The following is a 26892-nucleotide window of genomic DNA, read 5'->3' on the forward strand; positions in this document are numbered from 1 at the left end:
CGCTTCGCCCGAGAATGACGGTGCGGGCTACGCATACGGCAGGATCTCCTGCTCGATCGCGCCGAAGATCGAATGGCCGGCGGCGTCTTTCATCTCGATGCGGACACTGTCTCCGAAGCGCAGGAACGGCGTCTTCGGCGCGCCGTGCCGGATCGTTTCGACCATGCGCTGCTCGGCGATGCAGGCATAACCGAGCCCGCCTTCCGCGACCGGCCGGCCAGGGCCGCCGTCGGCATCGCGGTTCGAAACCGTGCCGGAGCCGACGATGGTGCCGGCGACGAGCGGGCGGGTCTTGGCGGCATGGGCGATCAGCACGCCGAAATCGAAGGTCATGTCGACGCCGGCCTGCGGCTTGCCGAAGGGCTTGCCGTTGACCTGGGCCAGCAGCGGCAGGTTGAGCTTGCCGTCCTTCCAGGCCGGGCCGAGTTCGTCCGGCGTCACCGCCGCCGGCGAGAAGGCCGAGGACGGCTTTGCTTGAAGGAAACCAAAGCCTTTCGCCAATTCGTTGGGAATCAGATTCCGCAAGCTCACGTCATTCACGAGCATGACGAGGCGGATCAGCCCCCTCGCCTCCTCGGGCGTCACGCCCATCGGCACGTCGCCGGTGACGACCGCGATCTCGGCTTCGAGATCGATGCCGTAATCCTCGCTCGCGAGCTTCACTGCCTCACGCGGACCGAGGAAGGAATCGGAGCCGCCCTGGTACATCAGCGGGTCGGTCCAGAAGCTCTCGGGCATCTCGGCGCCCCTCGCCTTCCGGACCAGCTCGACATGGTTCACATAGGCCGAGCCATCGACCCACTGATAGGCACGCGGCAGCGGCGAGGCGCAGTCATGCTCGTGGAAACGGAAGGACGGTACCGAGCCGTGCTCCAGGCTCTCGGCGAGATCGGCGAGGCGCGGCGCGCAGCGATCCCAGTCGTCGAGCGCGCCCTGCAGCGTCGCGACGACCGGGAAGGCATCGGTGGCGCGGGTCAGGTCGCCGGAGACGATGACGAGGCGGCCATCCCGGCCGTGCATGAGGGATGCTAGTTTCATCTCTTTTCAATCCTCGCCGAACAGTGATGATGGCAGCAAATCTGTCCCCGGGAGGAAAGTCCATGCAACGCCGTATGTTTTTGAAGACGGGCGCGCTCGCCGCAGCCGCCGCGCCGATCGCGATGCCCGCGATCGCGCAATCGATGCCCGAAGTGAAATGGCGGTTGACGTCGAGCTTCCCCAAGCAGCTCGACACGATCTACGGCACCGCCCAGCAGTTCGCGAAGTTCATGTCCGACGCCACGGACGGCAAGTTCCAGATCCAGACCTTCTCGGCCGGCGAGATCGTGCCCGGCCTGCAGGCGCTCGACGCCGTCACCTCCGGCACTGTCGAATGCGCCCACACGCCGACTTATTTCTACGTCGGCAAGGAGCCGGCGCTTGGGCTCGGTACCGGCATCCCCTTCGGCCTCAACGCCCGCCAGCAACACAGCTGGTGGTACTTCGGCGGCGGCGAGCAGATCGTCAACGCCGCGCTGGCCAAGTTCAACGCCTACTCGATCCCTTGCGGCAACTCCGGCTGCCAGATGGGCGGCTTCTTCCGCAAGGAGCTCAAGACGCTCGATGACCTCAAGGGCCTGAAGTTCCGCATCGGCGGCATGGGCGGGGCCGTGCTGGCCAAGCTCGGCGTGGTGCCGACCCAGATCGCGGCCGGCGACGTCTATCCGGCGCTGGAGCGCGGCACCATCGACGCGGCCGAGTTCGTCGGCCCCTATGACGACGAGAAGCTCGGCTTCGTGAAGGTCGCGCCCTATTACTACTATCCCGGCTGGTGGGAAGGCGGCGCCATGCTGCACCTCGTGATCAACCAGGATCAGTGGAACAAGCTGCCTAAGCACTACCAGGCGATCGTGCAGAATGCCTGCGAAGCGGCCAACAACTGGATGCTGGCGAAGTACGACTTCGTCAATCCGGGCGGCCTGCGCAAGCTGATCGCCCAGGGCGCGCAGCTCAAGGCTTTCCCGCAGCCGATCATGGAAGCCTCGCTCAAGGCGGCGGAGGAGTACTACGCCGAGACCTCGGCCAAGAGCGAAGCCTTCAAGAAGGGCTACGAGTCGATGGTCGCCTTCCGCGGCGAGAACCTGCTCTGGTGGCAGGTGGCGGAGCTCTCCTACGACGCCTTCATGAACCGGCTGCGTTCGCGCTGACCGACAACCATCGCTCCGGAGCGTGCCGACGGCGCGCTTCCGGGGCCGAGGGCCTCGCCGGGAGACGCCCGGCTCACGCATGGACAGGCACAGTCCCGATCCGCCGGCAGAACCCTGGACGAACCGCGGCCTGCAAGCTCATCGTTGTTCCTCCCATGCCGGCAGCTTTGACAGGCGATGCCGTTCGGTAATGATGCGTGCCGCAGCCTCTGCGGCATTCTCTCACCCCAGTTAGTTACAAGCGCAACTAATGTCAACGAAGCAAAAGCCTGAAGACCGCGCCCTGCATCTCGAGCAGTTCCTGCCCTATCGGCTCAACGTCGTCGGCTTTTTCGCCAGCCGCGCGCTCGGCCGCGTCTACGGCACGCGCTTCGGCATCGGCATCCCGGAATGGCGTGTGATCGCGCAGCTCGGCGAATTTGGGCAATTGACCTCGCGCGACATCGGCGAGCTCTCGCAGATGCACAAGACCAAGGTCTCGCGAGCTGTCTCGGAGCTAGACAAGCGCGGGCTGGTGACGCGAGCCGAGAATCGGGCCGACCGGCGCGAGGCCTTCGTCGCCCTGACGGCCGCAGGCCAACGCCTCTACGCCCAGATCGTGCCGCTGGCACTCGCTTTCGAAGAACGCTGGATCGAGGGGATCGCGCCGGAAGAGCTGCGCGTCTTCGAGCGCGTTCTGGCAGTGCTGACCGAGCGCGGTCGCCATCTCGCCGGCGCGTACCAGACAGAGGAAGCCTGATCGCGCAAGCGTTATCGAGAGCTGATTTGCCGCCCGGGGCGCGATATGCGATGCGCTGAGGCGAATAGACGGTGCGTCGAATCGCCGTTTCGATCCGGCTGACGCGCGCCTCCTTAGTTCCGTCGCGTTTCTAGCATGTGCTCTGTCTGTGCGGGCGATCACGGCCTGCACCGGACGAGTTACAGGGATAGCACTCTGCCTTCGATGATTTTCGCTTCGCTCCGACGCGTTCTCGCTCCGGCGCTGGCTTTCGCCGCGCTGACGAGCGCAGCCGTGGCGCAGTCGCCGGCTTGCGACAACTGGCGCGCCGAGCTCTCCAGCCTGCAGGGCCAACGCGGCGGCGATCCCCGCGCCGCCCAGGCGGCGCAGCGCGTCGCCGGCCAGCTGGGGCAGCTCTCCAACCAATATCGGGCGATGGGCTGCGATCGCGGCGGCTTCCTCTTCTTCGGCGACGCCCCCCCGCCGCAATGTGGCGGCATCCGCGCCCAGCTGGGCGCGCTCCAGCAGCAATATGCCCAGCTTCAGCAGCAGGCGCAGGGCGGCGGCATCGAGCAGCGCCGTGCCCAGCTCGCCGCGCTGATCAACAATAATTGCCGGGCGCCGCAGCAGCGCGGCTTCTTCGAGACGATCTTCGGCATCGAGCCGCGCCGCGGCGAGATCGATTCCACCTTGCCCGAGCTCGACCCGGATCAACCGTCCGAGCCGACGGAAGGCGGTGGACGCCAGGGCGGGCCCTATACGGTCTGCGTACGCAGCTGCGACGGCTTCTTCTTCCCGCTCGCCAACAGCCCGAGCGGACGCGAAGGGCAGGACGAGATGTGCCAGTCGCTCTGCCCCGGCACCGAGACGCGCGCCTATGGCATGAGCAGCGGCGGCGACATCCAGAACGCCGTGGCACGCTCGACCGGGCAGCCCTATACCTCTCTGCCGAACGCGCTGAAGTACACCCGCAGCTTCGACGCCGCCTGCACCTGCCGGGGCGCCGGCCAGAGCTGGGCCCAGGCGCTGGCGAACGCCGAGCAGATGCTCGAGCAGCGCAAAGGCGACATCATCGTCACCGAGCAGCGCTCGCAGGAGATGTCGCGGCCCAAGCCCGAGCAGCCGCAGCGCGGCAAGAAGGGTGCTGCCAATGCGCCTGCGACTGAGGCCAAGCCGGCCACCCCGGCGCCGACCACGCTTCAGGCCGCACCCGGCGACGAGCCGACGCCGGATGCCAATGTCCCGACTGCCAGCACCGAATCCGCCGGCGTCGGCCCACAGCGGATCGACGGCGAGAAGACCTTGCAGCAGGGCGACGGCCTGAAGCGCGAGAGCAAGAGCGTCACCGGCGAGCGCCGCACAGTGCGGATCGTCGCGCCGAACCTCGCGCCCAATCTAGGCGTCGGAGCAACCGCACGGCCGTAGCGCGGCAAGCTGAAAGTTCCTCGGCTCTCACCCCGAGGAGCCGGCAACAGCCTGCGTCTCGAAGGATGCGCCAGCCTGTTCCGGCACCTCCTCAAGCATCCTTCGAGGCGCCGCTTGGCGGCTCCTCAGGATGAGGGCTGAGGTTGTCAGAACTGGCCATCGGAACAGTGCCGTCATGCGCTGGAAGCAAGCCTGCTCAAATCTTCCGTCGCTGACAGGCCAGGAACGCAAGGCGTAGACCTGAGTTCTGCTGCCGGCGCCCGCTGCTGCTCGCGCCGCCCTCGAAAGCGGAGCGAGCCATGTCCAATCCAGCAACCGCAACGCCTGCCCCTCAGGGCCTCGACGTCGCCGATACGGCGCGACGCCTGAAGGCGATCTTCATCGGCTCGGTCGGCAACCTCGTCGAATGGTATGATTTCTACGCCTACACCGCCTTCGCGCTCTATTTCGCGCCGAAGTTCTTCCCCTCGCATGACCCGGTGGTGGTGCAGCTCAACGCAGCGACACTGTTCGCCGCCGGCTTCATCGTCCGCCCGATCGGCGGCTGGCTCTTCGGCCATATCGCCGACCGCTACGGGCGGCGGCTGTCACTGACCGTCTCGGTGCTGATGATGTGCTTCGGCTCGCTGATCATCGCGCTGACGCCGACCTATGAGACGATCGGCTTCGCCGCGCCGGTGCTGCTGGCGCTGGCCCGGATCATCGAGGGGCTGAGCCTCGGCGGCGAATACGGGGCGAGCGCGACCTATCTCACCGAGATCGCCCATCCCGATCATCGCGGCTTCTATTCGAGCTTCCAGTATGTGACGCTGATCGGCGGGCAGCTCACTGCCATTCTGGTGCTACTGCTCCTGCAGAACGTCTTCCTGACGCATGAGCAGCTGGTCGACTGGGGCTGGCGCATCCCCTTCGTGATCGGCGCGATGCTGGCCGTCACCGCCATGTTCATGCGCCGGCACATGCACGAGACGGAGGCCTTCGCCGAGGCCAACAAGATCAAGAAACAGGAAAGCTCGCTGCGCGGCCTGCTGAAATATCCGCGCGAGGTCGCGATCGTGGTCGGGCTAACGGCGGGCGGCACAGCCGCCTTCTACACCTTCACCACCTATATGCAGACCTTCGTGAAGCAGACCGTCGGCCTTTCCGACATCACCACCACCTATGTGATCGCGGGCTCGCTGATCTTCGCCTCGATCCTGCAGCCGATCTACGGGCTGATCTCCGACCGGATCGGCCGCAAGCCGCTGCTGATCTTCTTCGGCCTCGCCGGGACCCTGCTCACCGTGCCGATCCTGACGACGCTGGCGCAGACCAAGTCGCCATGGGTCGCCTTCCTGCTGATCTCCGGCGCCTGGCTCTTCGTCGCCGGCTACACCTCGATCAACGCGGTGGTGAAGGCGGAACTGTTCCCGACCTCGATCCGCGCCACCGGCGTCGCCGTGCCCTATGCCCTGACCGTCTCGATCTTCGGCGGCACCGCGCCGGCAATCGCCCTGTTCTTCAAGCAGCAGGGCCACGAGCAGTGGTTCTACTACTACCTCTCAGGCGTGATCTTCATCTCGCTGCTGGTCTATTCGACCATGCGCGACACCAAACACGAGACGGCGATGGACCGGCACGCGTGAGGGGCTCGGCTCACGAGCCTTCGCGATGGCGGTACAGCCTACGCCGCTTCGCCTGCGAGTCGCTTCAGCGCCTTTTCGCGCCCGATCAGCGGCAGCAGCGCCGCGAGTTCCGGGCCATGATCGCGGCCGGTCAGCGCCTGGCGTAGCGGCATGAACAGCGCCTTGCCCTTGGCGCCGGTCTCAGCCGCCACGGCCTGCGTCCAGCTCTTCCAGGTCGTGTGATCGAACGGTTCCGCCGGCAGCAGCGAAGCCGCAGCCGCAGCGAATGACGGATCGGCAATCTGCGTCTCGATCGGCCCCTCGATGATCGTCCACCAGTCCCTGGCGTCCGACAGCCGGGCGAGATTGCCGCGCACGGCGAGCCAGAACGGCTCGCTGGCGGGAATGCCGTGCTCTCTCAGCCGCTCCTCGACCGCGGCGAAGTCGAGCTGGTGCAGGGTGCGGGCGGACAGCGTCTCCAGCTCGTGCTCATCGAACTTGGCCGGCGCACGCGAGACATGGGCGAGATCCACCAGCCCGGCGAGTTCGTCGAGGCTCGACACCGGCCGGACCGCCTCCGACGAGCCTGTGAGCACCGCGAGCGCCGCCACCGCCAGCGATTCGATGCCGGATTCACGCAGGCCCCGCAGCGAGAGATGGCCGAGGCGCTTCGACAGCCCCTCGCCGCTCGCGGTGGTCAGCAGGTTGTGATGGCCGAAGGCCGGCAGCGCCCCGCCCAATGCCTGCATGATCTGGATCTGCACGGCCGTGTTGGTGACGTGGTCCTCGCCGCGGATGACATGGGTGATGCCCATGTCGAGATCGTCGACGACCGAGGGCAGCGTATAGGGATAGGTGCCGTCCTCGCGCACGAGCACGGGATCGGAGAGCGAGGCGCAATCGACATGCGAGGGGCCGCGGACGAGATCGTCCCAGCCGACCTCCTCCCAGTCGAGCAGGAAGCGCCAATGCGGCTTGCGGCCTTCCGCTTCGAGCCTGGCGCGCTCCTCGGCCGTCAGCTTCAGGCCGGCGCGGTCGTAGACGGGGGGCAGACCGCGGGCGAGCTGGCGCTTGCGCTTGCGATCGAGCTCGTCGGCGCTCTCATAGCAGGGGTAGAGGCGGCCGGCGGCGCGCAGCTTGTCTGCCGCGCCATCGTAGAGCGCGATCCGTTCAGACTGCTTGACGCTGGCGTCGGGAACGACGCCGAGCCAGGCTAGGTCCTCGGCGATGGCGTCAGCGAACTCCGGCTTCGAGCGCGCCTGGTCGGTATCGTCATAGCGCAGCAGGAAGCGCCCGACATGCCGCTTGGCGAACAGCCAGTTGAACATCAGCGAGCGGGCATTGCCGATGTGGAGATAGCCGGTCGGCGACGGGGCGGTGCGGACGAAAGGAGTGGTCATGACCGGCCGCTTGTCGCGCGGGAACGGCGCGAGGGCAAGGGCATCGCAGAAGCTGGGCTGAAGGAGATCGACAAGCGCCCAGATTGACGCAAGGTTAGATGGCGACGGGGATGTCGATCTCTGCGCTGGGAGGCGAGGATGAGCATCACGGCTTCAGTCGGTCTGGGAGGCAAGAACACCGTTGCGGATACGCGCCTGATCCAGGCGAGCATCAACCCGCATTTCAAGGCGCTGGGCATCGATCTGCTTGAGGTCGACGGCAAATGCGGGCCGCTCACCCGGGGCGCGATCAAGCGCTACCAGCAGGTCTTCCTCAAGATGACGAGCCCGGATTCGCGCGTCGACCCGGGCGGCAAGACTGTCCTGCACATGGCCAATAATCCGGCGCCGGCGGACGTGGTGGTCAGTGCCTCGCGCCTGCCGATCAAGCTCAAGGCCGGCGACTTCCTGCAGGTGCCGGTGGTGATGGACCCGGCCGACGGGACGGTGCAGGACGCCTACACCGCCTTCGAGTACGAGATTTTCGACAAGGGCGCCCGTATGGTCGGGACCGATTTTGCCTTCGGCGTGCCCAATGACATCGAAGTCTGGCCGAATGCGCAGGTCCGGATCGGCGTGACGCTGGACCCGGGCCTGCTCGCTCATGAGCAGTTCCACTACGATGTCGGCTTCGTCGTCTGCCGCGCGCTGGCGCACCAGCTCACCATCGCGCGCGCTCCGACGATCGGCGGGCTGATCACGCAGCTCAACAGCCTCGTCGACCTGCACATCAAGCGCCGCGTCAAGCTGATCCAGCGCCGTTACGACGTCGACACCCAGCATGGCGCCAATGCCAAATACCAGCGCATCTGGCTCGACCGGATGACGGCCTGCATCGCCAATCCGGCAGCGAACCAGATCGGTGGATTCTGGCTGTAGCGGCGAGCGCTCCTTCACTCCACAGCCCTCATCCTGAGGAGCGCTCCGCAGGAGCGCGTCTCGAAGGATGCTCCAGGAGGCTCTCGAACCATCTGGAGCATCCTTCGAGACGCAAGCTGCGCTTGCTCCTCAGGATGAGGGCTGAGGAGAGGCGCAGACTTTCAAAAATCAAAGCTCTCAGCCCCAGCCTTGCCGATGCCCTTGACCAGCGAGCGGTCCGGCTCATGCGCCGGCTCGCCCGGGTCGCGGAAACGGTTGACGATCGGATAGCGCCGATCGCGGCCGAAGTTCTTGCGGGTGACCTTGACGCCCGGCGCCGCCTGCCGGCGCTTGTATTCGGCGAGATAGAGCAGCCGCTCGACCTTCTGCACCGTCTCGAGGTCGTGGCCGCGGGCGACGATGTCGGACAGGCGCATCTCGTGCTCGATCAGGCCGGCGAGGATGTCGTCGAGCACGTCATAGGGCGGCAGCGAATCCTGATCTTTCTGGTTCTCGCGCAGCTCCGCCGAGGGCGGCTTGACGATGATGTTCTCGGGAATCACCTCGCCGTCCGGCCCGAGCGCGCCCGCCGGCTTCCAGCGATTGCGCAAGGCGCTCAGCCTGAAGACCTCGGTCTTGTAGAGGTCCTTGATCGGGTTGTAGCCGCCGTTCATGTCGCCATAGAGCGTGGCGTAGCCGCAGGACATCTCCGACTTGTTGCCGGTCGTCACTACCATCGGCCCGAACTTGTTTGAGATCGACATCAGGAGCGTGCCGCGCACCCGGCTCTGCAGGTTCTCCTCGGTGATGCCGCGATTGGTGCCGGCGAAGAGCTCGGCCAGCGCCGCCTCGAAACCCTCAACGGGATCGGCGATCGGCACGATCTCATAGCGTACGCCAAGCGCGTCGGCGCATGTCTTGGCGTCGTCGAGGCTCTCCTGCGAGGTGAAGCGATAGGGCATCATCACGCAGCGCACGCGCTCCGCGCCCAGCGCATCGACCGCCATGGCGGCGCAGATCGCGGAGTCGATGCCGCCGGAGAGGCCGAGCACGACGCCAGGAAAGCGGTTCTTCTCGACATAGTCGCGCAGGCCCAGCACGCACGCGGCGTAGTCGGCCTCGTCGCCGGCCTCGACCGGGGCGACCTCGCCCGGCAGGCAGCGCCAGCCATCGGGCCCGCGCTCCCAATCCGTGATGCGGATGGCTTCGCGGAAGGCTGGAAGCTGGTGGGCAAAGCTGCGGTCGGCATTGAGGACGAAGGAGGCGCCCTCGAAGACGAGCTCGTCCTGGCCGCCGAGCTGGTTGAGATAGACCATGGGCAGGCCGCTCTCGACGACGCGGGCGACGGCGACGTTGAGCCGCTCCTCGATCACGCCGCGACGGAAGGGCGAGCCATTCGGGACCAGCAGGATCTCGCCGCCGGTCTCGGCGATGCACTCGACGACCTCCTCGCCCCAGATGTCCTCGCAGATCGGAATGCCCAGGCGGACATGGTTGCGGAAGACGACCGGGCCGGGCAGCGGCCCCGGCTCGAACACGCGCTTCTCGTCGAAGACGCCGTAATTGGGCAGATCAACCTTGAAGCGCACCGACTGGATCAGGCCGCCGTCGAGCAGCGCATAGGCGTTGTAGAGCTTGCCGTCCTCGAGCCAGGGCAGTCCGACGAGCACGGCCGGGCCGCCATCGGCAGTCTCGCGGGCGAGGTCTTCGCAGGCCTTGCGGCAGGCGTCCTGGAAGGCCGGCTTCAGCACCAGGTCCTCCGGCGGATAGGCCGAGAGGAAGAGCTCCGGGAACATCACGAGCTCGGCGCCGCCGGCAGCCGCCTCGCGGCGGGCGGCGCGCACCTTCTGCGCATTGCCGGCGACGTCGCCGACGATCGGGTTGAGCTGGGCGAGCGCCAGGCGGAGAGAGGTCGCGGTCATGCTCTGGATGTAGCTTGCGGTCCGCGCGCCAGCAACGGGCCGGCGTCCTGCCCGCCCCTGCGTTTTCGCAAGGACGGGTCAGCTCGGCGCCGAGCGGAAATCGGCGGACCAGCGCCGTTCGCGCAAGGGGTGCACGGCTCGCGTCGTCTCGTCCTATGTCGGATGCGCCCTCCAGGCCGCGAGCGCGGCCTCGTCGGCGAACTCGCCGTAGACGACGATGTCGGCGGCATCGCCGATCGGATCGATCATGGCGTTGGCAGCGACCTCGAAGGCGAGCGCATGCGGGATTTCGCCCAGCCGGTTCAGCAGGCGCCTGGTCCTGTCGAGATCCTCGGCGTGCTTGACCGTGAAGAAAACGATATGCCGGATCATCCGTGCTCCTCCGGCTGCCCTGCCCGGCCTTCGACGCGGGCGATCGGTTTCAGAAGCTGGCGGGATCGGCAATCGCATTAACCCGACATTAGGGTTAACCGCGCATGAATTGTCTCCGGGCCGTTGCAACCGCTGCTTCGGCCGCTGCTCGGAGAGACACGCGATGCGTGCTGCATCAATCGCCGCCCTCGCCCCCGTCATCGCGATGGCCTGCACGCTGGCGCTGCCGCAGGCGGCGCTGGGCGCCGACTATCTCAGGGGCTCGCAGATCGAACAGCCAGTGGAAGCACCGCCGCTGTTCGGTGGAGGCCGCTTCGACTGGTCCGGCTTCTATTTTGGCGGTGGCGCGGGCGTGAGCGAGACCAAGTTCAAGCCGGGCGAAGGCCTGCGCGCCCTGGCGAATTCCGCCTTCCGCAACACCGATCTCGTCGCCGAACGCGACATGGGCTCGTTCATCAACGACCTGCCGGACAAGCGCGACAGCGGCACGCAGTTCTTCGGCATCGCCGGCTACAATTATCTCTTTGACGATGTCGTCCTCGGCCTCGAGGCGGACTACACCCGCTCGGGACACGAATACCGGGTGACCGACTACATCTCCCGGCGCAGCACCATGTCGAGCGGCCGCGTCTATGATTGGGCGATGGCGACCGACCAGGCGGCCAAGCTCAACGACTATGCCACGCTGCGCCTGCGCATGGGCTGGGCCTATGGCCGGATCATGCCTTTCGCGACGATCGGCGCGGCGCTCGGCCGTTTCAACACGACCTCGACGATCGACGCAGATATTCTGATCGTCAACAATGCCAACCAAGCCAATGAAACCCGCAACCGCGGCGACGGCTATCCGCTGCGCGTCGGGAGCGTCCGCAAGAACACCTACGCCTTCGGCCTGTCCGGCGGCGTCGGCGTCGACTGGGCCCTGACCGACAATCTGTTCCTGCGGGCCGAGTACCAGATCGTCCGCTTCGCCGAGGTCGAGGGCACGACGACGACGGTCAACACCGGCCGCATCGCCGCCGCGCTCAAGTTCTGACGGCCGCCATCCTCCACATGACAAGGGCCGCAGCGTTGCTGCGGCCCTCTTTCTTTGGCGGTGCTGCCGGAATCACTCGGCCGCTTCGACCTCGGGCCGGGCCCGGCCGGCGCGCTCGCGCTTGACCAGCTCGGCGACGAGGAAGGCGAGCTCCAGCGCCTGCTCGGCATTGAGGCGCGGATCGCAGACCGTGTGGTAGCGGTCGTTGAGATCGGCGTCGGTCATGCCGCGGGCGCCGCCGGTGCACTCGGTGACGTTCTTGCCGGTCATCTCGAGATGCAGGCCGCCGGCATGCGTGCCTTCAGCCTGATGGACGGCGAAGAAGTTCTTCACCTCGGTCAGGATCAGGTCGAACGGCCGGGTCTTGTAGCCGCTCGCCGCCTTGACCGTGTTGCCGTGCATCGGATCGCAGGACCAGACGACATTGCGCCCTTCCCGCTTGGTGGCGCGCACCAGAGCCGGCAGGTGGTCGAAGACCTTGTCGGCGCCGAAGCGGCCGATCAGGACGAGGCGGCCGGCCTGGTTCTGCGGATCGAGCGCGTCGATCAGCTTGAGCAGCTCGTCCGGCTTGAGCGACGGGCCGCATTTCAGGCCGATCGGGTTCTTGATGCCGCGGAAGTATTCGACATGGGCGTGGTCGAGCTGGCGGGTGCGGTCACCGATCCAGACCATGTGGCCGGAGGTGGCGTACCAGTCGCCGGTGGTCGAGTCGACGCGGGTCAGCGCCTGCTCGTAGCCGAGCAGCAGCGCCTCGTGGCTGGTGTAGAAATCCGTCGTGCGCATCTCGGGATGCGTCTCGGGATCGACGCCGATGGCGCGCATGAAGTCGAGCGACTCGGTGATACGGTCGCCCAGCTCCTGGTAGCGATGCGACTGAGGGCTGTCCTTGACGAAGCCGAGCATCCAGCGATGCGCGTTGTCGAGATTGGCGTAGCCGCCGGTGGCGAAGGCGCGGATCAGGTTGAGCGTCGCCGCAGACTGCCGGTAAGCCTCGATCTGCCGGCGCGGGTCGGGAATCCGCGACTCCGCCGTGAACTCGTTGTCGTTGATGATGTCGCCCTTGTAGCTCGGCAGTTCGACATCGCCGATCTTCTCGTTCGGGGCCGAGCGCGGCTTGGCGAACTGGCCGGCGATGCGGCCGACTTTCACCACCGGCGAGCCACCGGCGAAGGTCAGCACCACCGCCATCTGCAGGAAAAGCCGGAAGAAATCACGGATGTTGTCGGCCGAATGCTCGGCGAAACTCTCAGCGCAATCGCCGCCCTGAAGCAGGAAGGCCTCGCCGGCCGCGACCTTGCTCAACGCCCGCTTGAGCTTGCGCGCCTCGCCCGCAAAAACCAACGGCGGAAAGCCGGCGAGCTGCTGCTCGACCGCCTTCAAGGCTGCCTGATCCGGATATTCCGGCATCTGCTGGACGGGCTTTGCCCTCCAGCTCTCGGGCGTCCACCGCTCGGACATGGGTCTTGCTCCTGATTTCACGCATCGCGCCTGCGTTAACCTCATCTTGGCGCGAACGGCGGCCTATACACCCGCAAGCTGCCTCTGGCCACCGTTACGGCAAGGACGAGAGGCCGCGGCCCGAAAGCACGAATCCCGTCAAGCGCTTGGCGTGGTCGGCTGTCAAACGGATTCCAGGCGTTAAGACGCCGATTCAAGACCTTGCTCTAGCGATTCAGCCGGCTCAGATTTTGAATCATGCGAAGCGGCGGCCACGCTTTACGTTCAGGCCGGCGTGACGTCGGTCCGGCCGAAATCGTCACCCTTGAACAGCAGAGCGGCACGAAGATACTTCGCCGTCGCATAGGAGAAGCAGTCGCCGAGATTGAGGATGCCGGGATAGCCAGGACCGATACCGTAGCGGTCGGCGGCCTCGATGGCGAGAGCGGTGATCCCCATATCGGGCGCGACGGGCTCGATGCCAGCCGACTGCACAAACTCCTGAACGAGAGCCAGGCCTCTCGTTCGCGCCACCGCCTTTCTCCGTGCGACCGCGCAAGCAGCTTCCCAGATCGTCACGGCCGAGGCGAAACGCATCGTCTCGTACGTGTCGAGCCGCTCCGACAGCATCGAAGCGTCGGCCTCCTCCAGCATGATGGAGACGATCGCGGACGCATCGAGGACGATCACCGCCGTTCGCCGCTCAGCTCGTCATAGAAATCCCTGTCGGGCGCCGGCCCCCTGTCCGGCAAGGCTCGCAACTTCTCGTGGAGTGGCCGGAGCTTTTCCCACAGCGTCGGCCCCGCCGCGTCCCGCTCGGCCTTCTCCTTCAGCGCCCGGTGGATGATCTCGGTCACCCCCGTGCCGTGGCGCCGAGCGAGATCACGCGCCAACATCTCGACGGCATCGTTCTTGATGCTCAACCCCATACCCATCCGGGCTGACAGCCCGCCTCATTCTAGAACCGCAGCCAAGCTTTCTAGAATTTAGGATTCACCCTTCTGCCCTGCAAGTCGCAATCATGCTCTATTTGATCCGCTAACCGCATCAATCTCCCCGGCATTTGCATTTCACACCTGGCGGCAAAGGCCATTGTCTGCCTCGCGCGGCGTGTCCGAAGATGGCCGTGCAATCAACAACGCCGGTCGCGGCGATGGGAGGAACCATGAGACGTCACATTCTGGCGGCCGCTTTCGGCCTGGCCTGCGGCCTCGGTGCAGCGCAGGCCCAGCAGGCGCAGGAGCCGATCACGCTGCGCGGCATGGGTTCCTTCCATGTCGGCGGCAAGCTGGTCGAGATCTCGGGCCGGCCGGTCAAGGACGTGGTGTTCACGCCCGGCGGCACGCCCGCCCGCGTCGACCCCAACGGCACCTACCAGACCGGGCAGATGTATGTGCAATACTTCCTGCCGCAGAACGAGAAGGGCTCCGTCCCGCTCCTGCTCTGGCATGGCGGCGGCATGACCGGCGTCAACTACGAATCGACGCCGGACGGCCGCCAGGGCTGGCTCGAATTCTTCCTGCGCAAAGGCTGGTCGGTCTACAATTCCGACGCGGTCGAGCGCGGACGCTCGAGCTGGGCGATGTATCCCGACGTCATCCCCGGCGAGCCGCTGTTCCTGACCACGGCGAACCCGTTCGAGCGCTTCCGCATCGGCGCGGGCGGCGGCTACGACGCCGACCCAGCCAAGCGCAAATATCTGCCGGGCAGCCAGTTCCCGGCCGACGGCTACGACAATTTCGTCAAGCAGATCGTGCCGCGCTGGACCTCGACCGACCAGATGATCATCGACGCCTATATCGCCGAGGTCGACAAGGTCTGCCCCTGCGTGATCTCGTTCCACAGCCAGTCCGGCCAGTTCGGCTTCAAGGTGGCGCAGGCGCGGCCCGACAAGGTCAAGGCGCTGATCGCGGTCGAGCCTGCCGGCATCGGCGATCCGGCCAAGGCGGCGGCGCTGAAGGACATCCCGGTGCTGATGGTCTTCGGCGACTACATCGAGCAGGACGCGCGCTGGCCGACCATCCGCAAGACCGCGACCGATTTCGGCGACAAGATCACCGCGGCCGGTGGCTCGGTCGATGTCGTCAACCTGCCCGCCGTCGGCATCACCGGCAATTCGCACATGCTCATGATGGACAAGAATAATCTGGCTGTCGCGCAGCTGATCCAGGACTGGCTGGCGAAGAAGGGGCTGACGAAATAGGCTCGGGCTCGCGCGCCTGCTCCAGCAGCCAGTCGCGGAACAGGCTGATCTTGCGCGCTGTCCGGCGCCTTGCCGGGTAGGTCAGCCAGTAGTCGTAGCCGCCGGGAAGCATCAGGTCGAAGGGCTGGACCAGCAGCCCTTCGCAAAGCTCGCGCCGGAAGAAGATCGGCGAGCACATGGCCGCGCCATTGCCGGCGAGCGCAGCCGTGACTTCAAGCTGCTGTACGGCGAGGTCGAAGCCCGCCTCCACCGGGGTCGCCTCGGAATTGACCCCCGCGGCAGCGAACCAGCGATCCCAGGCCTCGGTCTTGCCGATGCGCTTCACGTGCAAGAGGTCCGAGGGTTGCGGAGGCCGGCCAAGATCGCGGAACAGATTCGGCCCGCACAGCGGCGTGAACTCGCTCTTCATCAGCCAGTGCGCCTCCAGCCCCGGCCATTGGCCGCTGCCGCGCCGGATGGCCACGTCGCAGTCGTCGGCCTGCGGGTCACTGGGTCCGACCTTCGTGGTCATCCGCACCGCCAGCCCGGGATTGGCGCATTGGAACAGGCCGAGGCGCGGCACCAGCCAATTCGAGGCGATGGTCGGCAGCGCCTGGATCGAGAGCACGCATTCCGCCGTCTGCGTGACCGCGGCAAAGGCCGCGCGCAGGCCGTCAAAGGAATCCATCACCGACGACGCAAGGCGCTCGCCCGCCTCGGTCAAGACGACGCGTCGCGCCTGGCGCTGGAACAGCGGCAGGCCGAGCCGCTCCTCCAGCAGCTTGATCTGATAGCTCACCGCAGCCTGCGTCATGCCGAGCTCGGCCGCGGCGCGGGTGAAGCTGCCATGGCGCGCCGCCGCCTCGAAAGCGCGGATCGCGCTGAGCGGCGGCAGGCCCGTCGCCAGATCATTCATCAGCTGGCCTTATGTATGTCGCGTCGAATCCAGTTTGTCCGCTAGGCCGATCGAGAGCATCCCTTGGCGCAATCGACATCCACCTCGGGAGCCGCGTCATGTCGGCCGAAGTCAGAAGAAATAATGGATATGTCAGCCTTATGCCAGCGCTACGTGCGGTTCTCGCGCGCATTCGCCAGTTCCAGTGCAATCGCGTGGTCGCACTCGACGACCGCCTCGACCAAGAGGGCCTCAGCACCCATATGGCGCGCGACATCGGGCTCAGTGACGCAAGCCTGATTTATGACAGCCGCCGCTCCGATCGGGGCGGCTGAGGCTCGTCAGAGAGCGCTCTTGCGCGGCGTGCGCATGGTGACGAGTTCTTCGGCCGCGCTCGGGTGCAACGCGACGGTGCGGTCGAAATCGGCCTTGGTCGCGCCCATGGTGACGGCGATCGCCACCGACTGGATGATCTCGCCGGCATCGTGGCCGAGGATGTGGACGCCGAGCACCTTGTCGGTCTCCGCGTCGACGACCAGCTTCATGTAGATGCGCTCGTCGCGGCCGGAGATGGTCGCCTTCATCGGCCGGAAGCCGGTCTCGAAGATGCGCAGCTCGCGGCCTGTCGCCAGCGCCTGCTGCTCGGTGAGGCCGACGCTGCCGAGCTCCGGCGTCGTGAACACGGCGGAGGCGACGAGGGCGTGATCGACGGTCCACGGCTTGCCGCCGAAGGTCGAGTCAGCGAAGGCATGGCCCTCGCGGATCGCCACCGGGGTCAGGTTGACGCGATCGGTGACGTCGCCCACAGCCGCGATCGACGGGACATTGGAGAGCGAGCCGGCATCGACCAGGACCTGGCCGATCGGGCCGAGCTTGACGCCGGCGGCTTCGAGGCCAAGCCCAGCCGTGTTCGGGCGGCGGCCGGTCGCGACCAGCACGACATCGGCATCGATCGGTGCGCCATGGGCGCAATGGGCCCGGCGCGTGCCGTCCGGCAGCAATTCGATGCGATCGACCGTGCAGCCGAGGCGCAAGGTGATGCCGGCATGGCCGAGCGCATCGCGCAGCCGGGTGCGCAAATCCTCGTCGAAGCCGCGCAGGACATTGTCGCCGCGATGCAGCAGCGTGACGGCGACGCCGAGCCGGGCGAAGACGCTGGCGAATTCGAGCGCGATATAGCCGCCGCCGATGACCAGCATGCGCCCGGGCAGGCTCGGCAGATGGAAGATCTCGTTCGAGGAGATGCCGAGCTCGCCGCCAGGGATCGGCGGGTCGAAGGCCGGATGGCCGCCAGTGGCGACCAGGATGTGGCGGGCCCGGATCGTCTCACCGCTCTTCTGCAGCTTGACGTCATGCGGCCCGGTGACGACGGCACGCTCCTCGCGGATTTCGACGCCGGCGCCGTCCAGGCCCTTGCGATAGAGGCCGGAGAGCCGCGTCACCTCTCCGGCGACGGCATCGCGCAGGGTCGGCCAGTCGAACTCAGGCTTGCCGACGCTCCAGCCGAAGCCGGCGGCGTCCTCGAACTCGTCGGCGAAGCGACTGGCGTAGACGAAGAGCTTCTTGGGCACGCAGCCGCGGATGACGCAGGTGCCGCCGATGCGGTCCTCCTCGGCGATCATCACGCGGGCACCATGGCCTGCGGCGATGCGGGCGGCGCGCGTGCCACCCGAACCGGCTCCGATGACAAAGAGGTCGACGTCGAACTCAGCCATGATCATCCCCCCGCCGCGAGGCGGCAACTGTCCCAAACCAGAGAATGGCAGCGCCGAGCGCCGCGATCCACCAGCCCTGCCAGGCGCCATGCCCGACAACGGCGATCGAGAAAGCCGCCGTGAACAGGGCCAAGCGCGGCGCCAGCTCGGCCGGCGGCAGGCGCCGCAGTCGCGCGAGCAGCAGCAGCCCGGCGAGCGTCAACACCCCCGCCCCGATCACGCCGGTTTCGGCCCAGGCCTGCAGCGGCATGTCGTGCGGATGGCCGACACCCAGCAGCTCCCGCTCCGCGGCGGGAACCTCAGCCGCGACGGGGTGCTCACGCATGACGGCGGACGTACCGAAGCCGGTGCCGGCAACCGGGCGGACCCAGACGACCTCGCCGAAGCTCTGCCAGATGTCGATGCGCGCCTGTCCGGTCATGCTGTTGAAGCGATCGAGGATCATGGAAGGCAGCCAGCGCTGCGCCGTCACGCCCAGCACGGGAGCGAGCGCCATGGTGCTGACGAAGGCGAGCGCTGCCGCCGTCAGCGCAAGGCGCGGGGCGAGCGCGGCGCAAGCCCAGCACAGCACCAGCACCGCGAGGCCGAGCCGCACCGAGGCGCTTTCTGAACGAACGGCGAAGATGGCGACCACAAGCATGAGCAGCACGGCCAGCAGCCGGTCAGCCCAATGAGCGCCCGGTCGCGACCAGAGCGCGTAGACCGTCGGCACTGCGACGAGGAAGCAGGTGATCGCCGGACGATTGAAGACGAAGGCCATCATCTTGCCGGTGCCCAGCGCGGCACGCTGCGAGAGGCCCGAGGCGAGCTCGATCATCGAAAGGATGGCCGCAGCGAGGATCATCAGGGCGAGCGCGCGCAGGAACAGCGGCGTCGGCCGCCATTGCCCGGAGGTCGCGATCGCCAGCGCGAACACGATCGGCAGGACCAATTCCGCCCAGGCCTGCAGGGAAACGGAGGCCTTGTTGCTCCAGCCGATCGAAACCAGCGCCCAGGCAAGGAATGCGGCGATCGCCAGTGCCAAAGGCGTGGCCAACAGGGCGCGCAGGCGGGCGATGCTTGCCGCGGCCGGCTCGGCCAGCAGTCCCGCCCCCAGGAAAGCCGCGGCGGCAAGGCCCAGCATCAGCGGAGCCGAGCGGTTCGCCAGCCACATGGCGAGCGGCAGCAAGACCAGGCAGACCACACCGGCGATACGAAGAGCCCGAACCGCCGCGGGCTCGCTCGCCCGTGCCGACGGAGCATCGCGCAGAGCATTCGAGGCAGTCGAGCTGGCTGACGGAAAGATCTGACTCATGCGCTGCGGCTTACGCGATGCGGGAAGTGTCGCCTAGAGGCAGAAGGGCAGCCGGACATGCTCCGAACGAGATCGTCCGAACCCGTCCCGAGCTGGTCCAGCCCCACCAGGACCTACGACCTTAGGCGATCTCACCAGCTGCCTCTCGTCGAATTTTCCTGCGTGCACACGCCCCGGAAGCGAAACATCTTGACTTGTGATTATGCAATCAGGCGCAATTGATCCGTGGTCCGATGCGGTGCCACAGGGCGAGCGTCGACAATCGGCGTGCCAAACACGCCACTCGGGAGGTAACAATGCTCACGTCCTTCTTCAAGCGCGGGGCCGTGGCCGCCGTCGCCCTCGCCGGCCTCACCACGGCCGCCTTCGCGCAGATGGAACTGAAGATCATGGCCCCGGCCGCGCCCGGCGGCGGCTGGGACGGCACGGCGCGCTCGATGCAGCAGGCGCTGATGGCTGCAGGCATCTCCAAGAGCGTCCAGGTCAACAACGTCACCGGCGCCGGCGGCACGATCGGCCTCGCCCAGCTCATCGGCGCCAAGGGCGACGGCCACCAGCTGATGGTCAACGGCTTCGTCATGGTCGGCGCCATCCTGCTCAACAAGTCGCCGGTGAACCTGACCCAGGTGACACCGATCGCGCGCCTGACCGCCGAAGCAGAGGTCATCGTCGTTCCGACCGATTCCCCGCTGAAGTCCGCGAAGGACCTCGCCGAGCGCCTCAAGGCCGACCCGGCCAAGGTGACCTGGGCCGGCGGCTCGGCCGGCGGCACCGACCACATCCTGGCGGCTCTGTTCGCCCAGGCTGTCGGCGCAGACGCCAAGAAGATCAACTACATCCCGTTCTCGGGCGGCGGCGAGGCGCTGGCCGCGATGCTCGGCGGGCGCGTCACCGCCGGCGTCTCCGGCTATGGCGAGTTCGAAGGCCAGATCAAGGCCGGCAAGCTGCGCGTGCTCGCCGTCTCCTCGGCCAAGCGCCTCGACAATGCGCCGGACGCGCCGACCCTGAAGGAGCAGGGCATCGATCTCGAGCTGCTGAACTGGCGCTCGGTCGTCGCCCCTCCGGGCCTGTCGGCCGACCAGACCAAGGCGCTGATCGACGCGACCGAGAAGATGGTCAAGTCGAAGGAGTGGCAGGACATTCTCAAGGCCCGCGGCTGGGACGACGCCTATCTCGCCGGCCCGGCGTTCGACAGCTTCCTGAAGGAAGAGATCGCCCGCGTCTCCAAGGTCATGACCGAGGTCGGCCTGGTCAAGTGAGCCGGCCAAGGCACAGCTGAGTGCGGGGCCGGGAAACCGGCCCCCTTTTTTCCTCTCGTTACCACTCGCCCTCCCCGGCTCCGGACATGCCGGGCAACGACGGATCATCCGATGAGCCAGGAGCCTCTCGCGCACCGACCGGACAAACCGGCCCTCCTGGTCGGCGTGCTGCTGCTCGCCGTCGCGGCGATCGTCGGCCATGACGCCTCGACCCAGACGATCACCTCGAATTACGGCCTTGGGCCGACGGCGATGCCCTATGTGATCTGCGGAGGGCTCGTGCTTCTCGGTCTGGCGCATCTGTTCGTCGCCTTCCGGGAGGGCCTGCCCAAGCCTGAGGCCGCCGACAAGAGCGCCCTACTCTGGATCGCGGCGGGCCTTGTCGGCCTGATCGCCTCGATCGGCCTCGGCGGCGGCTTCGTGCTGGCGACCACGCTGATCTTCGCCTGCACCGCCCGCGGCTTCGGCCGCCGCGCCTTCCTCGTCGATGCGGCCATCGGCTTCGTGCTCGGGCTCATCATTTTCCTGGTCTTCGCCAAGCTCCTGACGCTGATCCTGCCGTCAGGGCCGTTCGAGCAGCTCTTCCTCTGACGCCGAAGGCGGGTAAATCATGGACACTCTCCTCTCCCTGCTGAACGGCTTTTCCGTCGCTCTCGCGCCCTCGAAGCTGCTGTTCTGCCTGGTCGGCGTCTTCCTCGGCACCGCCGTCGGCGTATTGCCTGGCATCGGCCCGGCGCTGACCGTCGCGCTGCTGCTGCCGGTCACCTTCAAGCTCGACCCCGCCGGCTCGCTGATCATGTTCGCCGGCATCTATTATGGCGGCATGTATGGCGGCTCGACCACGGCGATCCTGCTCAACGCCCCGGGCGAGAGCGCCTCGCTCGCGACCGCGCTCGAAGGCTCGAAGATGGCGAAGGCCGGCCGCGGCGGTCCGGCGCTCGCAACGTCGGCGATCGGCTCCTTCGTCGCCGGCCTGATCGCCACGATCGGCCTCGCGTTCCTGGCGCCCTGGCTGGTCGAGGTCGCGGTCAAATTCGGGCCGTGGGACTATTTCGCGCTGATGATCGTCGCCTTCGTCACGGTATCGGCGACCTTCGGCGACTCGCCCCTGCGCGGCCTGACCAGCCTGTTCCTCGGCATCACGCTCGGCCTGGTCGGCATCGACAAGCTGACCGGCCAGGCGCGCCTGACCTTCGGCGTGCCGGAGCTGCTCAACGGCATCGAGGTGACGACGCTCGCCGTCGGCCTGTTCGCGGTCGGCGAAGCCTTCTACGTCGCCTCCAAGCGCCTCCGCGAGCCTGAGGAGATCATCCCGATCAAAGGGTCGCTCTGGATGAGCAAGGAGGACTGGAAGCGCTCCTGGGCGCCCTGGCTGCGCGGCACGGCCTTCGGCTTCCCGATCGGCGCGCTGCCGGCCGGCGGCGCCGAGGTGCCGACCTTCCTCAGCTATTCGACCGAGAAGAGGCTGTGCAAATACCCGGAGGAGTTCGGCAAGGGCGCGATCGAGGGCGTCGCCGGTCCCGAGGCCGCCAACAACGCCTCGGCCGCCGGCACGCTGGTGCCGCTCCTGACCCTCGGCCTGCCGACCTCGGCGACCGCCGCGATCATGCTCGCCGGCTTCCAGCAATACGGGCTCAACCCCGGCCCGCTGCTCTTCGCCGAGAAGCCCGACCTGGTCTGGGGCCTGATCGCCTCGCTCTTCGTCGCCAACGTCCTGCTGGTGATCCTGAACCTGCCGCTGATCGGGCTGTGGGTGAAGCTGCTCGCCGTGCCGCAGCCCTGGCTCTATGCCGGCATCCTGGTCTTCGCGACCATGGGCACGCTCGCGGTCAACGGCTCGCCGGTCGAGCTCATGATGCTCTTCGCCTTCGGTTATCTCGGCTACCTGATGCGGCGCTACGACTATCCGGTCGCGCCGATGGTGGTCGGGCTGATCCTCGGGCCGATGGCGGAACAGCAATTGCGCCGCGCCCTGCAGATCAGCCTGGGCGATCCGATGATCCTGCTGGAGAACCCGATCTCGGCCACCCTGCTCGGCATCGCCTTCATCGCCCTCGTCGCGCCCTTCGTGATGAACGGGCTGAACAAGTTCAAGGCGGCAGAGGACTGACCTGCCAGCCGCAGCCGGGGCCGTACGCCTCGGCTGCGCGTGAACAAATATGGCGCGACTGTGTTCTTCTCGTTACCGGGCCTGCGGCCTGTCGAGCGAGAACGACCTATGAGCGACGCTACGCTATCCTCTTCCGCCTTACCGCAAGCCGACGCCGCCGAGCCCAGTCTCCATCGCGTGATGGGGCCTTGGCTGCTGCTGCTCTTCATCGTCGGCGACATTCTCGGCACCGGCATCTATGCACTCACCGGCCAGGTGGCGAAGCAGGTCGGGGGCGTCGTCTGGCTGCCCTTCCTCGTCGCGTTCGTCGTCGCGATGATCACGGCCTTCAGCTATCTCGAACTGGTCACCAAATATCCACGCGCCGCCGGCGCCGCGCTTTATGCGCACAAGGCCTTCGGCGTCCATTTCATCACCTTCATCGTCGCCTTCGCTGTGATGTGCTCAGGGATAACCTCGGCTTCGACGGCCTCGCGCGCCTTCGCCGCCAATATGTCCCAGGCTTTCGGGCTGAACTTCACTGGCGGTATGGGCATCACCCTCATCGGCCTGGCCTTCATGGCGATCGTCGCAGCCGTGAATTTCCGCGGCGTCGGCGAGAGCGTGAAGGCCAATGTCGTGCTGACCTGTGTCGAGCTGACCGGCCTGCTGATCGTGATCTTCGTCGGCCTGTGGGCGATCGCTGCGGGCCAGGGCGACGTCTCGCGGATCACGCAGTTCAAGCCGGCAGGGGACGGCGGCATGTTCTGGCCGGTGATCGCGGCGACCACCCTCGCCTTCTTCGCCATGGTCGGCTTCGAGGACTCGGTGAACATGGCCGAGGAGACCAAGGACCCGACACGGATCTTCCCGAAGATCCTGCTTGCCGGCCTCGTCATCACCGGCGTGATCTACGTGCTGGTCTCGATCTCGGCGATCACACTGGTCGCACCCGAGCAGCTTGGCGAGGGCGAGACGCCATTGCTCAAGGTCGTCGCAGCCGGCGCGCCGAACTTCCCGATCTGGATCTTCGGCTTCATCACCATGTTCGCGGTCGCCAACAGCGCCCTGATCAACATGCTGATGGCGAGCCGGCTGGTCTATGGCATGAGCCGTGAGCGCGTGTTGCCGCCGGCCCTCGGCAAGGTGCATGCGACAAGGCGCACGCCCTATATCGCGATCGGCTTCACCACACTGCTCGCCTTCGCGCTGATCACCTTTGTCGGCGAAGTGCCGGCGCTCGGCGGAACGACGGCGCTGCTGCTGCTCTGCGTCTTCACTGTCGTCAACATCGCCGTGCTGGTGCTGCGCAAGGACACGGTCGAGCACGACCACTTTCGCACTCCGACGCTGCTGCCGGTCCTCGGCGCGCTCTTCTGCGCCTTCTTTGCCGGCCCCTGGACCGGCCGCGACCCGGTCCAATACAAGATCGCCGGCATCCTGATCGGCGTCGGTGTCGTGCTCTGGCTGGTAACGGTGATGGTCAACCGCGCCGCCGGTGTGCAGCCGAGCGATCCGACGATGGAAGACTTCGGCGGGCACGGGCCGGTCAATTGAACATCGGACGAAGAAGGCCGCCGGTAGCACCGGCGGCCCTTTTCAATCAACGTGCAACGGTTGTCGGCTCAGAGCCTGTGGCCGCGCTTGCGCATCTCGGCGTTGAACAGATCGAAAAGTCGGTTGCTGGTCGCCACGGTCCAGGGCTGAAGCAGCGTGTAGACCTCCTCCAGCGCCTGTGCGCGGTTCGCATTGTAGCGCTGACCGACGGGCGAGCTGAAGAAGGCCATGACCTCCTTGAGATCGGCTTCGGGCATCTTGCTGGCGAAGATCCTGCTGGAGGAATCGATCATTTCGTCGCGGCGAAGATCGGCCTCGGCCTTGAGCGCAGTCAGGACCTCTTCCATGTCCTTCTTCAGCTCGGGGCGGGTCGCCAGGCTCTCGCGGACATTCGCGACGAACTCGCTGTAGAGCGACTCGATCGACTGCGACAGGCCGGAGGAGATGACGACCTCGCGCGCAGCCTTGAGATGCTCCGGCGTCAGCGCCTGCTGCGCCAGCGCGGGCACGGCGAACAACGCCAGCGACAGGAACGCGCCTGCCAGGCTGTGACGGATCATGCGGTTACCCCTTCGTCGCTCGCCGGCCATGCGGCGATGTCCATGTGTTCCGGTGCGGCAACGCCCCTCACCGGGAGCAGCCGCCGGCCGCTCTTAGAGCATGTGCAGCCAAAGTGGAAACCACTTTTGCGGCCAAAGCATGCCGCTCGACAAGCGCTCAGCGACGTTCCGCAGCCGGATCGCCGAGGACGCGCACGCCATCACTGCCAGCGAGGAACGCTGCGTTGGCCAGGCCGAGAAAGAGGCCATGCTCGACGACGCCGGGGACCTGGTTCAGTGCCAGCGCCAGCACGTCCGGCAGCTCGATCCGGCCAAGATGCGCGTCGAGGATGTAATGGCCGCCATCGGTCAGCAGCGTCGCACCATCCGTGCGCTTGCGCAGCTTGAGCTCGCCACTCGCCCCCGACGAGGCGATCGCGGCTGCGACGGCCCGGCGCGTCGCCTCCAGCCCGAAAGGCACGACCTCGATCGGCAGCGGGAAGCGGCCGAGCGTCTCGACCTGCTTGCCGGTGTCGGCGATCACGATCATGCGCTTCGACGCGGCGGCGACGATCTTCTCGCGCAGCAGCGCGGCGCCGCCGCCCTTGATCAGCCGCAAGGCGCTGTCGATCTCATCGGCGCCGTCGATGGTGAGGTCGAGCTCGGGCGTCTCGTCCAGCGTCGACATCGGGATCGAGAGGCTCTCCGCTTGTGCCTGCGTCGCCTCCGAGGTTGCGACGCAGATCACCTCGAGCCCCGCCGCAACCTTGGCGCCGAGGCCGTCGACGAAGTGCTTGGCCGTCGAGCCGGTGCCGAGGCCGAGCCGCATGCGCGGGCGCACCAGTTCCAGAGCCGCCAGCGCTGCCGCCTTCTTCAGGTCTTCGCTCACGCGCCGAGCCCACCCATCAGCATGTACTTGATCTCGACGAACTCCTCGATGCCGTGGAGGGAGCCCTCGCGGCCGAGACCCGATTCCTTGACGCCGCCGAAAGGCGCAACCTCGGTGCCGAGGATGGCCGAGTTGATGCCGACCATGCCGTATTCGAGCTCCTCGGCGACGCGGAAGGCCCGGCCGAGATCCCTGGTGTAGAAATACGCCGCGAGGCCGAAGGGCGTGTCGTTCGCCATCGCGACAACCTCGTCCTCGCTGGTGAAGCGATAGATCGGCGCGATCGGCCCGAAGGTCTCTTCATTGGTGACCAGCATCTTGGTGGTGACGCCGGCGAGCACCGTCGGCTCGTAGAAGGTGCGGCCGAGCGCATGGCGGCGGCCGCCGACCATCACCTTGGCGCCGCCCGCGACCGCGTCGGCGACATGGCGCTCGACCTTCTCGACCGCGCGCTCGTTGATCAACGGGCCCTGCACGACGCCGACCTCGACGCCGTTGCCGACCTTCATCTTCGCGACCTCGCCGGCGAATTTGGCGACGAAGTCGTCATGGATGCCGTCCTGGACGAAGAGCCGGTTGGTGCAGACGCAGGTCTGGCCCATGTTGCGGAACTTGGCGATGATCGCGCCCTCGACCGCCTTGTCGAGATCGGCATCGTCGAAGACGATGAAGGGCGCGTTGCCGCCGAGCTCGAGCCCGACCTTCTTCACGGTCGAAGCCGCCTGCTGCATCAGGAGCTTGCCGACCGGAGTCGAGCCGGTGAAACCGATGAAGCGCACCGCCGGATGGGAGGTCATCACGCCGCCGATCGCCTGGGCATCGCCGGTGACGATGTTGAGCACGCCCTTGGGGAAGCCCGCCTGCTCGGCGAGCGCGATCAGCGCCAGCGCGGTCAGCGGGGTGTCCGGCGCCGGCTTGACCACGAAGGTGCAGCCCGCGGCCAGTCCCGGAGCGCATTTGCGCGTGATCATCGCCGCCGGGAAGTTCCAGGGCGTGATCGCAGCGCAGACGCCGACCGGCTGCTTCGCCACGATGATGCGCGAATTCGGGAATGGCGAGGGAATGGTCTCGCCATAGATGCGCTTGGCTTCCTCGGCGTAGAACTCGACGAAGGAGGCGGCATAGGCGACCTCGCCTCTAGCCTCGGCCAGCGGTTTGCCCTGCTCGGCCGTCATGATCTGCGCCAGATCCTCCTGGTTCGCCATGATCAGCTCGAACCATTTGCGCAGGATGAGCGAGCGCTCCTTGGCCGGCTTCTTCGCCCAGGGCTTGAAGGCGCGTGAGGCGGCCTCGACCGCAGCGGTGGTCTCGTCGGCGCCGAAGCGCGGCACCTTGGCCAGAATCTCGCCGGTCGCCGGATTGTCGACCACATCGACGCCCTCGCCGATCCAGGCGCCGTCGACATGGCACTGCGTGCGCAGCAGCGAGGGATCCTTGAGCGTCAGCATGCGAGCCTCCGGCGTGGTGGGTGGGTCG

At 66.8% G+C, this 26892-nt stretch carries 25 protein-coding genes and 1 pseudogene; 12 read left to right on the forward strand and 14 right to left on the reverse strand.

Features of this window, described 5'->3' with window-relative positions; translation table 11 throughout:
• Nucleotides 1-27: 27 nt before the first annotated feature.
• Nucleotides 28-1038 carry a fumarylacetoacetate hydrolase family protein gene (locus V7S63_RS05395; protein ID WP_336529457.1) on the reverse strand — a complete coding sequence of 337 codons (1011 nt, stop codon included), beginning with the start codon at nt 1036-1038 and terminating at the stop codon, nt 28-30.
• Nucleotides 1039-1100: 62 nt separating this feature from the next.
• On the opposite strand from V7S63_RS05395, the gene V7S63_RS05400 reads away from it, so the two are divergent.
• From V7S63_RS05400 to V7S63_RS05415, 4 genes are all read left to right on the forward strand, one after another.
• Nucleotides 1101-2186 carry a TRAP transporter substrate-binding protein gene (locus V7S63_RS05400; protein ID WP_091830722.1) on the forward strand — a complete coding sequence of 362 codons (1086 nt, stop codon included), beginning with the start codon at nt 1101-1103 and terminating at the stop codon, nt 2184-2186.
• A gap of 250 nt (nt 2187-2436) precedes the next feature.
• A complete protein-coding gene (locus tag V7S63_RS05405; RefSeq protein WP_091830724.1) occupies nt 2437-2925 on the forward strand; it encodes a MarR family winged helix-turn-helix transcriptional regulator in 489 nt (162 codons plus the stop codon).
• A 273-nt stretch (nt 2926-3198) separates the two neighbouring features.
• Complete coding sequence (locus V7S63_RS05410) at nt 3199-4329, forward strand: DUF2865 domain-containing protein (RefSeq protein WP_336529458.1); 1131 nt, start codon at nt 3199-3201, stop codon at nt 4327-4329.
• Nucleotides 4330-4628: 299 nt separating this feature from the next.
• Complete coding sequence (locus V7S63_RS05415) at nt 4629-5954, forward strand: MFS transporter (protein WP_336529459.1); 1326 nt, start codon at nt 4629-4631, stop codon at nt 5952-5954.
• Between the two features lie 38 nt (nt 5955-5992).
• Here the strand turns inward: V7S63_RS05415 and gltX are convergent, their stop codons facing one another.
• Nucleotides 5993-7333, reverse strand: coding sequence for a glutamate--tRNA ligase (gene gltX / locus V7S63_RS05420; protein WP_336529460.1), 1341 nt, complete (start codon nt 7331-7333; stop codon nt 5993-5995).
• A 138-nt stretch (nt 7334-7471) separates the two neighbouring features.
• Between gltX and V7S63_RS05425 the strand changes: the two genes are divergently transcribed.
• Nucleotides 7472-8251 carry a peptidoglycan-binding domain-containing protein gene (locus tag V7S63_RS05425; RefSeq protein WP_336529461.1) on the forward strand — a complete coding sequence of 260 codons (780 nt, stop codon included), beginning with the start codon at nt 7472-7474 and terminating at the stop codon, nt 8249-8251.
• A 161-nt stretch (nt 8252-8412) separates the two neighbouring features.
• Here the strand turns inward: V7S63_RS05425 and V7S63_RS05430 are convergent, their stop codons facing one another.
• Both V7S63_RS05430 and V7S63_RS05435 read right to left on the reverse strand, forming a co-directional pair.
• Nucleotides 8413-10152, reverse strand: coding sequence for an NAD+ synthase (locus tag V7S63_RS05430; RefSeq protein WP_336529462.1), 1740 nt, complete (start codon nt 10150-10152; stop codon nt 8413-8415).
• 153 nt (nt 10153-10305) lie between these two features.
• The gene (locus tag V7S63_RS05435; RefSeq protein WP_199777585.1) at nt 10306-10524 is read right to left on the reverse strand and encodes a Dabb family protein; all 219 of its coding nucleotides are present in this window, start codon (nt 10522-10524) and stop codon (nt 10306-10308) included.
• Between the two features lie 163 nt (nt 10525-10687).
• Between V7S63_RS05435 and V7S63_RS05440 the strand changes: the two genes are divergently transcribed.
• Complete coding sequence (locus tag V7S63_RS05440) at nt 10688-11560, forward strand: outer membrane protein (protein WP_336529463.1); 873 nt, start codon at nt 10688-10690, stop codon at nt 11558-11560.
• Nucleotides 11561-11632: 72 nt separating this feature from the next.
• On the opposite strand, the gene V7S63_RS05445 is transcribed toward V7S63_RS05440, so the two are convergent.
• The 3 genes from V7S63_RS05445 to V7S63_RS05455 all read right to left on the reverse strand — a co-directional run bounded on the left by V7S63_RS05445 (nt 11633) and on the right by V7S63_RS05455 (nt 13920).
• Nucleotides 11633-13018: a class II 3-deoxy-7-phosphoheptulonate synthase gene (locus V7S63_RS05445; protein WP_091830738.1), complete on the reverse strand. Its 1386-nt coding sequence runs from the start codon at nt 13016-13018 to the stop codon at nt 11633-11635.
• 264 nt (nt 13019-13282) lie between these two features.
• The gene (locus tag V7S63_RS05450) at nt 13283-13687 is read right to left on the reverse strand and encodes a type II toxin-antitoxin system VapC family toxin (protein WP_336529464.1); all 405 of its coding nucleotides are present in this window, start codon (nt 13685-13687) and stop codon (nt 13283-13285) included.
• Nucleotides 13684-13920, reverse strand: coding sequence for a type II toxin-antitoxin system VapB family antitoxin (locus V7S63_RS05455; RefSeq protein ID WP_336529465.1), 237 nt, complete (start codon nt 13918-13920; stop codon nt 13684-13686). The genes V7S63_RS05450 and V7S63_RS05455 overlap by 4 nt, the downstream gene beginning before the upstream one ends.
• Before the next feature lie 242 nt (nt 13921-14162).
• Between V7S63_RS05455 and V7S63_RS05460 the strand changes: the two genes are divergently transcribed.
• The gene (locus V7S63_RS05460) at nt 14163-15200 is read left to right on the forward strand and encodes an alpha/beta hydrolase (protein ID WP_336529466.1); all 1038 of its coding nucleotides are present in this window, start codon (nt 14163-14165) and stop codon (nt 15198-15200) included.
• Here the strand turns inward: V7S63_RS05460 and V7S63_RS05465 are convergent.
• Nucleotides 15124-16095: a LysR family transcriptional regulator gene (locus V7S63_RS05465; RefSeq protein WP_336529467.1), complete on the reverse strand. Its 972-nt coding sequence runs from the start codon at nt 16093-16095 to the stop codon at nt 15124-15126. The two genes, V7S63_RS05460 and V7S63_RS05465, sit on opposite strands and share 77 nt — an antisense overlap.
• A 98-nt stretch (nt 16096-16193) precedes the next feature.
• Here V7S63_RS05465 and V7S63_RS05470 point away from each other — a divergent pair, with 98 nt between their 5' ends.
• The gene (locus V7S63_RS05470) at nt 16194-16409 is read left to right on the forward strand and encodes a hypothetical protein (protein ID WP_336529468.1); all 216 of its coding nucleotides are present in this window, start codon (nt 16194-16196) and stop codon (nt 16407-16409) included.
• Nucleotides 16410-16415: 6 nt separating this feature from the next.
• Here the strand turns inward: V7S63_RS05470 and gor are convergent, their stop codons facing one another.
• A complete protein-coding gene (gor, locus tag V7S63_RS05475; protein WP_336529469.1) occupies nt 16416-17789 on the reverse strand; it encodes a glutathione-disulfide reductase in 1374 nt (457 codons plus the stop codon).
• Complete coding sequence (locus V7S63_RS05480) at nt 17782-19083, reverse strand: O-antigen ligase family protein (protein WP_336529470.1); 1302 nt, start codon at nt 19081-19083, stop codon at nt 17782-17784. Before V7S63_RS05480 ends, gor begins: the two co-directional genes overlap by 8 nt.
• 296 nt (nt 19084-19379) lie before the next feature.
• Between V7S63_RS05480 and V7S63_RS05485 the strand changes: the two genes are divergently transcribed.
• The 4 genes from V7S63_RS05485 to V7S63_RS05500 all read left to right on the forward strand — a co-directional run bounded on the left by V7S63_RS05485 (nt 19380) and on the right by V7S63_RS05500 (nt 23988).
• On the forward strand, nt 19380-20342 hold the full coding sequence (locus tag V7S63_RS05485; RefSeq protein ID WP_091830755.1) for a Bug family tripartite tricarboxylate transporter substrate binding protein: 963 nt from the start codon (nt 19380-19382) through the stop codon (nt 20340-20342).
• Between the two features lie 111 nt (nt 20343-20453).
• A complete protein-coding gene (locus V7S63_RS05490) occupies nt 20454-20933 on the forward strand; it encodes a tripartite tricarboxylate transporter TctB family protein (RefSeq protein ID WP_091830757.1) in 480 nt (159 codons plus the stop codon).
• Nucleotides 20934-20952: 19 nt separating this feature from the next.
• Nucleotides 20953-22452 carry a tripartite tricarboxylate transporter permease gene (locus tag V7S63_RS05495; RefSeq protein WP_091830759.1) on the forward strand — a complete coding sequence of 500 codons (1500 nt, stop codon included), beginning with the start codon at nt 20953-20955 and terminating at the stop codon, nt 22450-22452.
• 108 nt (nt 22453-22560) lie between these two features.
• Nucleotides 22561-23988: an APC family permease gene (locus V7S63_RS05500; RefSeq protein ID WP_336529471.1), complete on the forward strand. Its 1428-nt coding sequence runs from the start codon at nt 22561-22563 to the stop codon at nt 23986-23988.
• Here V7S63_RS05500 and V7S63_RS28730 read toward each other — a convergent pair.
• The 4 genes and pseudogenes from V7S63_RS28730 to V7S63_RS05515 form a co-directional block, all read right to left on the reverse strand.
• Nucleotides 23973-24038: pseudogene (locus V7S63_RS28730) on the reverse strand (hypothetical protein); the annotation flags it as partial. The gene V7S63_RS05500 and the pseudogene V7S63_RS28730 overlap by 16 nt on opposite strands.
• An 18-nt stretch (nt 24039-24056) precedes the next feature.
• Complete coding sequence (locus V7S63_RS05505) at nt 24057-24548, reverse strand: DUF2059 domain-containing protein (protein ID WP_167561544.1); 492 nt, start codon at nt 24546-24548, stop codon at nt 24057-24059.
• 157 nt (nt 24549-24705) lie between these two features.
• Nucleotides 24706-25416, reverse strand: a complete 711-nt coding sequence (gene rpiA / locus V7S63_RS05510) for a ribose-5-phosphate isomerase RpiA (RefSeq protein WP_336529472.1) — start codon at nt 25414-25416, stop codon at nt 24706-24708.
• On the reverse strand, nt 25413-26864 hold the full coding sequence (locus tag V7S63_RS05515) for an NAD-dependent succinate-semialdehyde dehydrogenase (RefSeq protein ID WP_336529473.1): 1452 nt from the start codon (nt 26862-26864) through the stop codon (nt 25413-25415). The genes rpiA and V7S63_RS05515 overlap by 4 nt, the downstream gene beginning before the upstream one ends.
• Nucleotides 26865-26892: the final 28 nt, after the last annotated feature.

Origin of the sequence: Allobosea sp. CCNWLY174 (assembly GCF_037120455.1) — a bacterium.
In the GTDB taxonomy this organism is placed as follows: Bacteria; Pseudomonadota; Alphaproteobacteria; order Rhizobiales; family Beijerinckiaceae; genus Allobosea; species Allobosea lupini.

What these genes read in the sequence shown, in the direction of transcription:
- V7S63_RS05395 (WP_336529457.1), bottom strand. Translation starts at nt 1,038, where the DNA reads ATGAAACTAGCATCCCTCATGCACGGCCGGGATGGCCGCCTCGTCATC.
- V7S63_RS05400 (WP_091830722.1), top strand. Translation starts at nt 1,101, where the DNA reads ATGCAACGCCGTATGTTTTTGAAGACGGGCGCGCTCGCCGCAGCCGCC.
- V7S63_RS05405 (WP_091830724.1), top strand. Translation starts at nt 2,437, where the DNA reads ATGTCAACGAAGCAAAAGCCTGAAGACCGCGCCCTGCATCTCGAGCAG.
- V7S63_RS05415 (WP_336529459.1), top strand. Translation starts at nt 4,629, where the DNA reads ATGTCCAATCCAGCAACCGCAACGCCTGCCCCTCAGGGCCTCGACGTC.
- gltX (WP_336529460.1), bottom strand. Translation starts at nt 7,333, where the DNA reads ATGACCACTCCTTTCGTCCGCACCGCCCCGTCGCCGACCGGCTATCTC.
- V7S63_RS05425 (WP_336529461.1), top strand. Translation starts at nt 7,472, where the DNA reads ATGAGCATCACGGCTTCAGTCGGTCTGGGAGGCAAGAACACCGTTGCG.
- V7S63_RS05430 (WP_336529462.1), bottom strand. Translation starts at nt 10,152, where the DNA reads ATGACCGCGACCTCTCTCCGCCTGGCGCTCGCCCAGCTCAACCCGATC.
- V7S63_RS05435 (WP_199777585.1), bottom strand. Translation starts at nt 10,524, where the DNA reads ATGATCCGGCATATCGTTTTCTTCACGGTCAAGCACGCCGAGGATCTC.
- V7S63_RS05440 (WP_336529463.1), top strand. Translation starts at nt 10,688, where the DNA reads ATGCGTGCTGCATCAATCGCCGCCCTCGCCCCCGTCATCGCGATGGCC.
- V7S63_RS05445 (WP_091830738.1), bottom strand. Translation starts at nt 13,018, where the DNA reads ATGTCCGAGCGGTGGACGCCCGAGAGCTGGAGGGCAAAGCCCGTCCAG.
- V7S63_RS05460 (WP_336529466.1), top strand. Translation starts at nt 14,163, where the DNA reads ATGAGACGTCACATTCTGGCGGCCGCTTTCGGCCTGGCCTGCGGCCTC.
- V7S63_RS05465 (WP_336529467.1), bottom strand. Translation starts at nt 16,095, where the DNA reads ATGAATGATCTGGCGACGGGCCTGCCGCCGCTCAGCGCGATCCGCGCT.
- V7S63_RS05470 (WP_336529468.1), top strand. Translation starts at nt 16,194, where the DNA reads ATGTCGGCCGAAGTCAGAAGAAATAATGGATATGTCAGCCTTATGCCA.
- gor (WP_336529469.1), bottom strand. Translation starts at nt 17,789, where the DNA reads ATGGCTGAGTTCGACGTCGACCTCTTTGTCATCGGAGCCGGTTCGGGT.
- V7S63_RS05480 (WP_336529470.1), bottom strand. Translation starts at nt 19,083, where the DNA reads ATGAGTCAGATCTTTCCGTCAGCCAGCTCGACTGCCTCGAATGCTCTG.
- V7S63_RS05485 (WP_091830755.1), top strand. Translation starts at nt 19,380, where the DNA reads ATGCTCACGTCCTTCTTCAAGCGCGGGGCCGTGGCCGCCGTCGCCCTC.
- V7S63_RS05490 (WP_091830757.1), top strand. Translation starts at nt 20,454, where the DNA reads ATGAGCCAGGAGCCTCTCGCGCACCGACCGGACAAACCGGCCCTCCTG.
- V7S63_RS05495 (WP_091830759.1), top strand. Translation starts at nt 20,953, where the DNA reads ATGGACACTCTCCTCTCCCTGCTGAACGGCTTTTCCGTCGCTCTCGCG.
- V7S63_RS05500 (WP_336529471.1), top strand. Translation starts at nt 22,561, where the DNA reads ATGAGCGACGCTACGCTATCCTCTTCCGCCTTACCGCAAGCCGACGCC.
- V7S63_RS05505 (WP_167561544.1), bottom strand. Translation starts at nt 24,548, where the DNA reads ATGATCCGTCACAGCCTGGCAGGCGCGTTCCTGTCGCTGGCGTTGTTC.
- V7S63_RS05515 (WP_336529473.1), bottom strand. Translation starts at nt 26,864, where the DNA reads ATGCTGACGCTCAAGGATCCCTCGCTGCTGCGCACGCAGTGCCATGTC.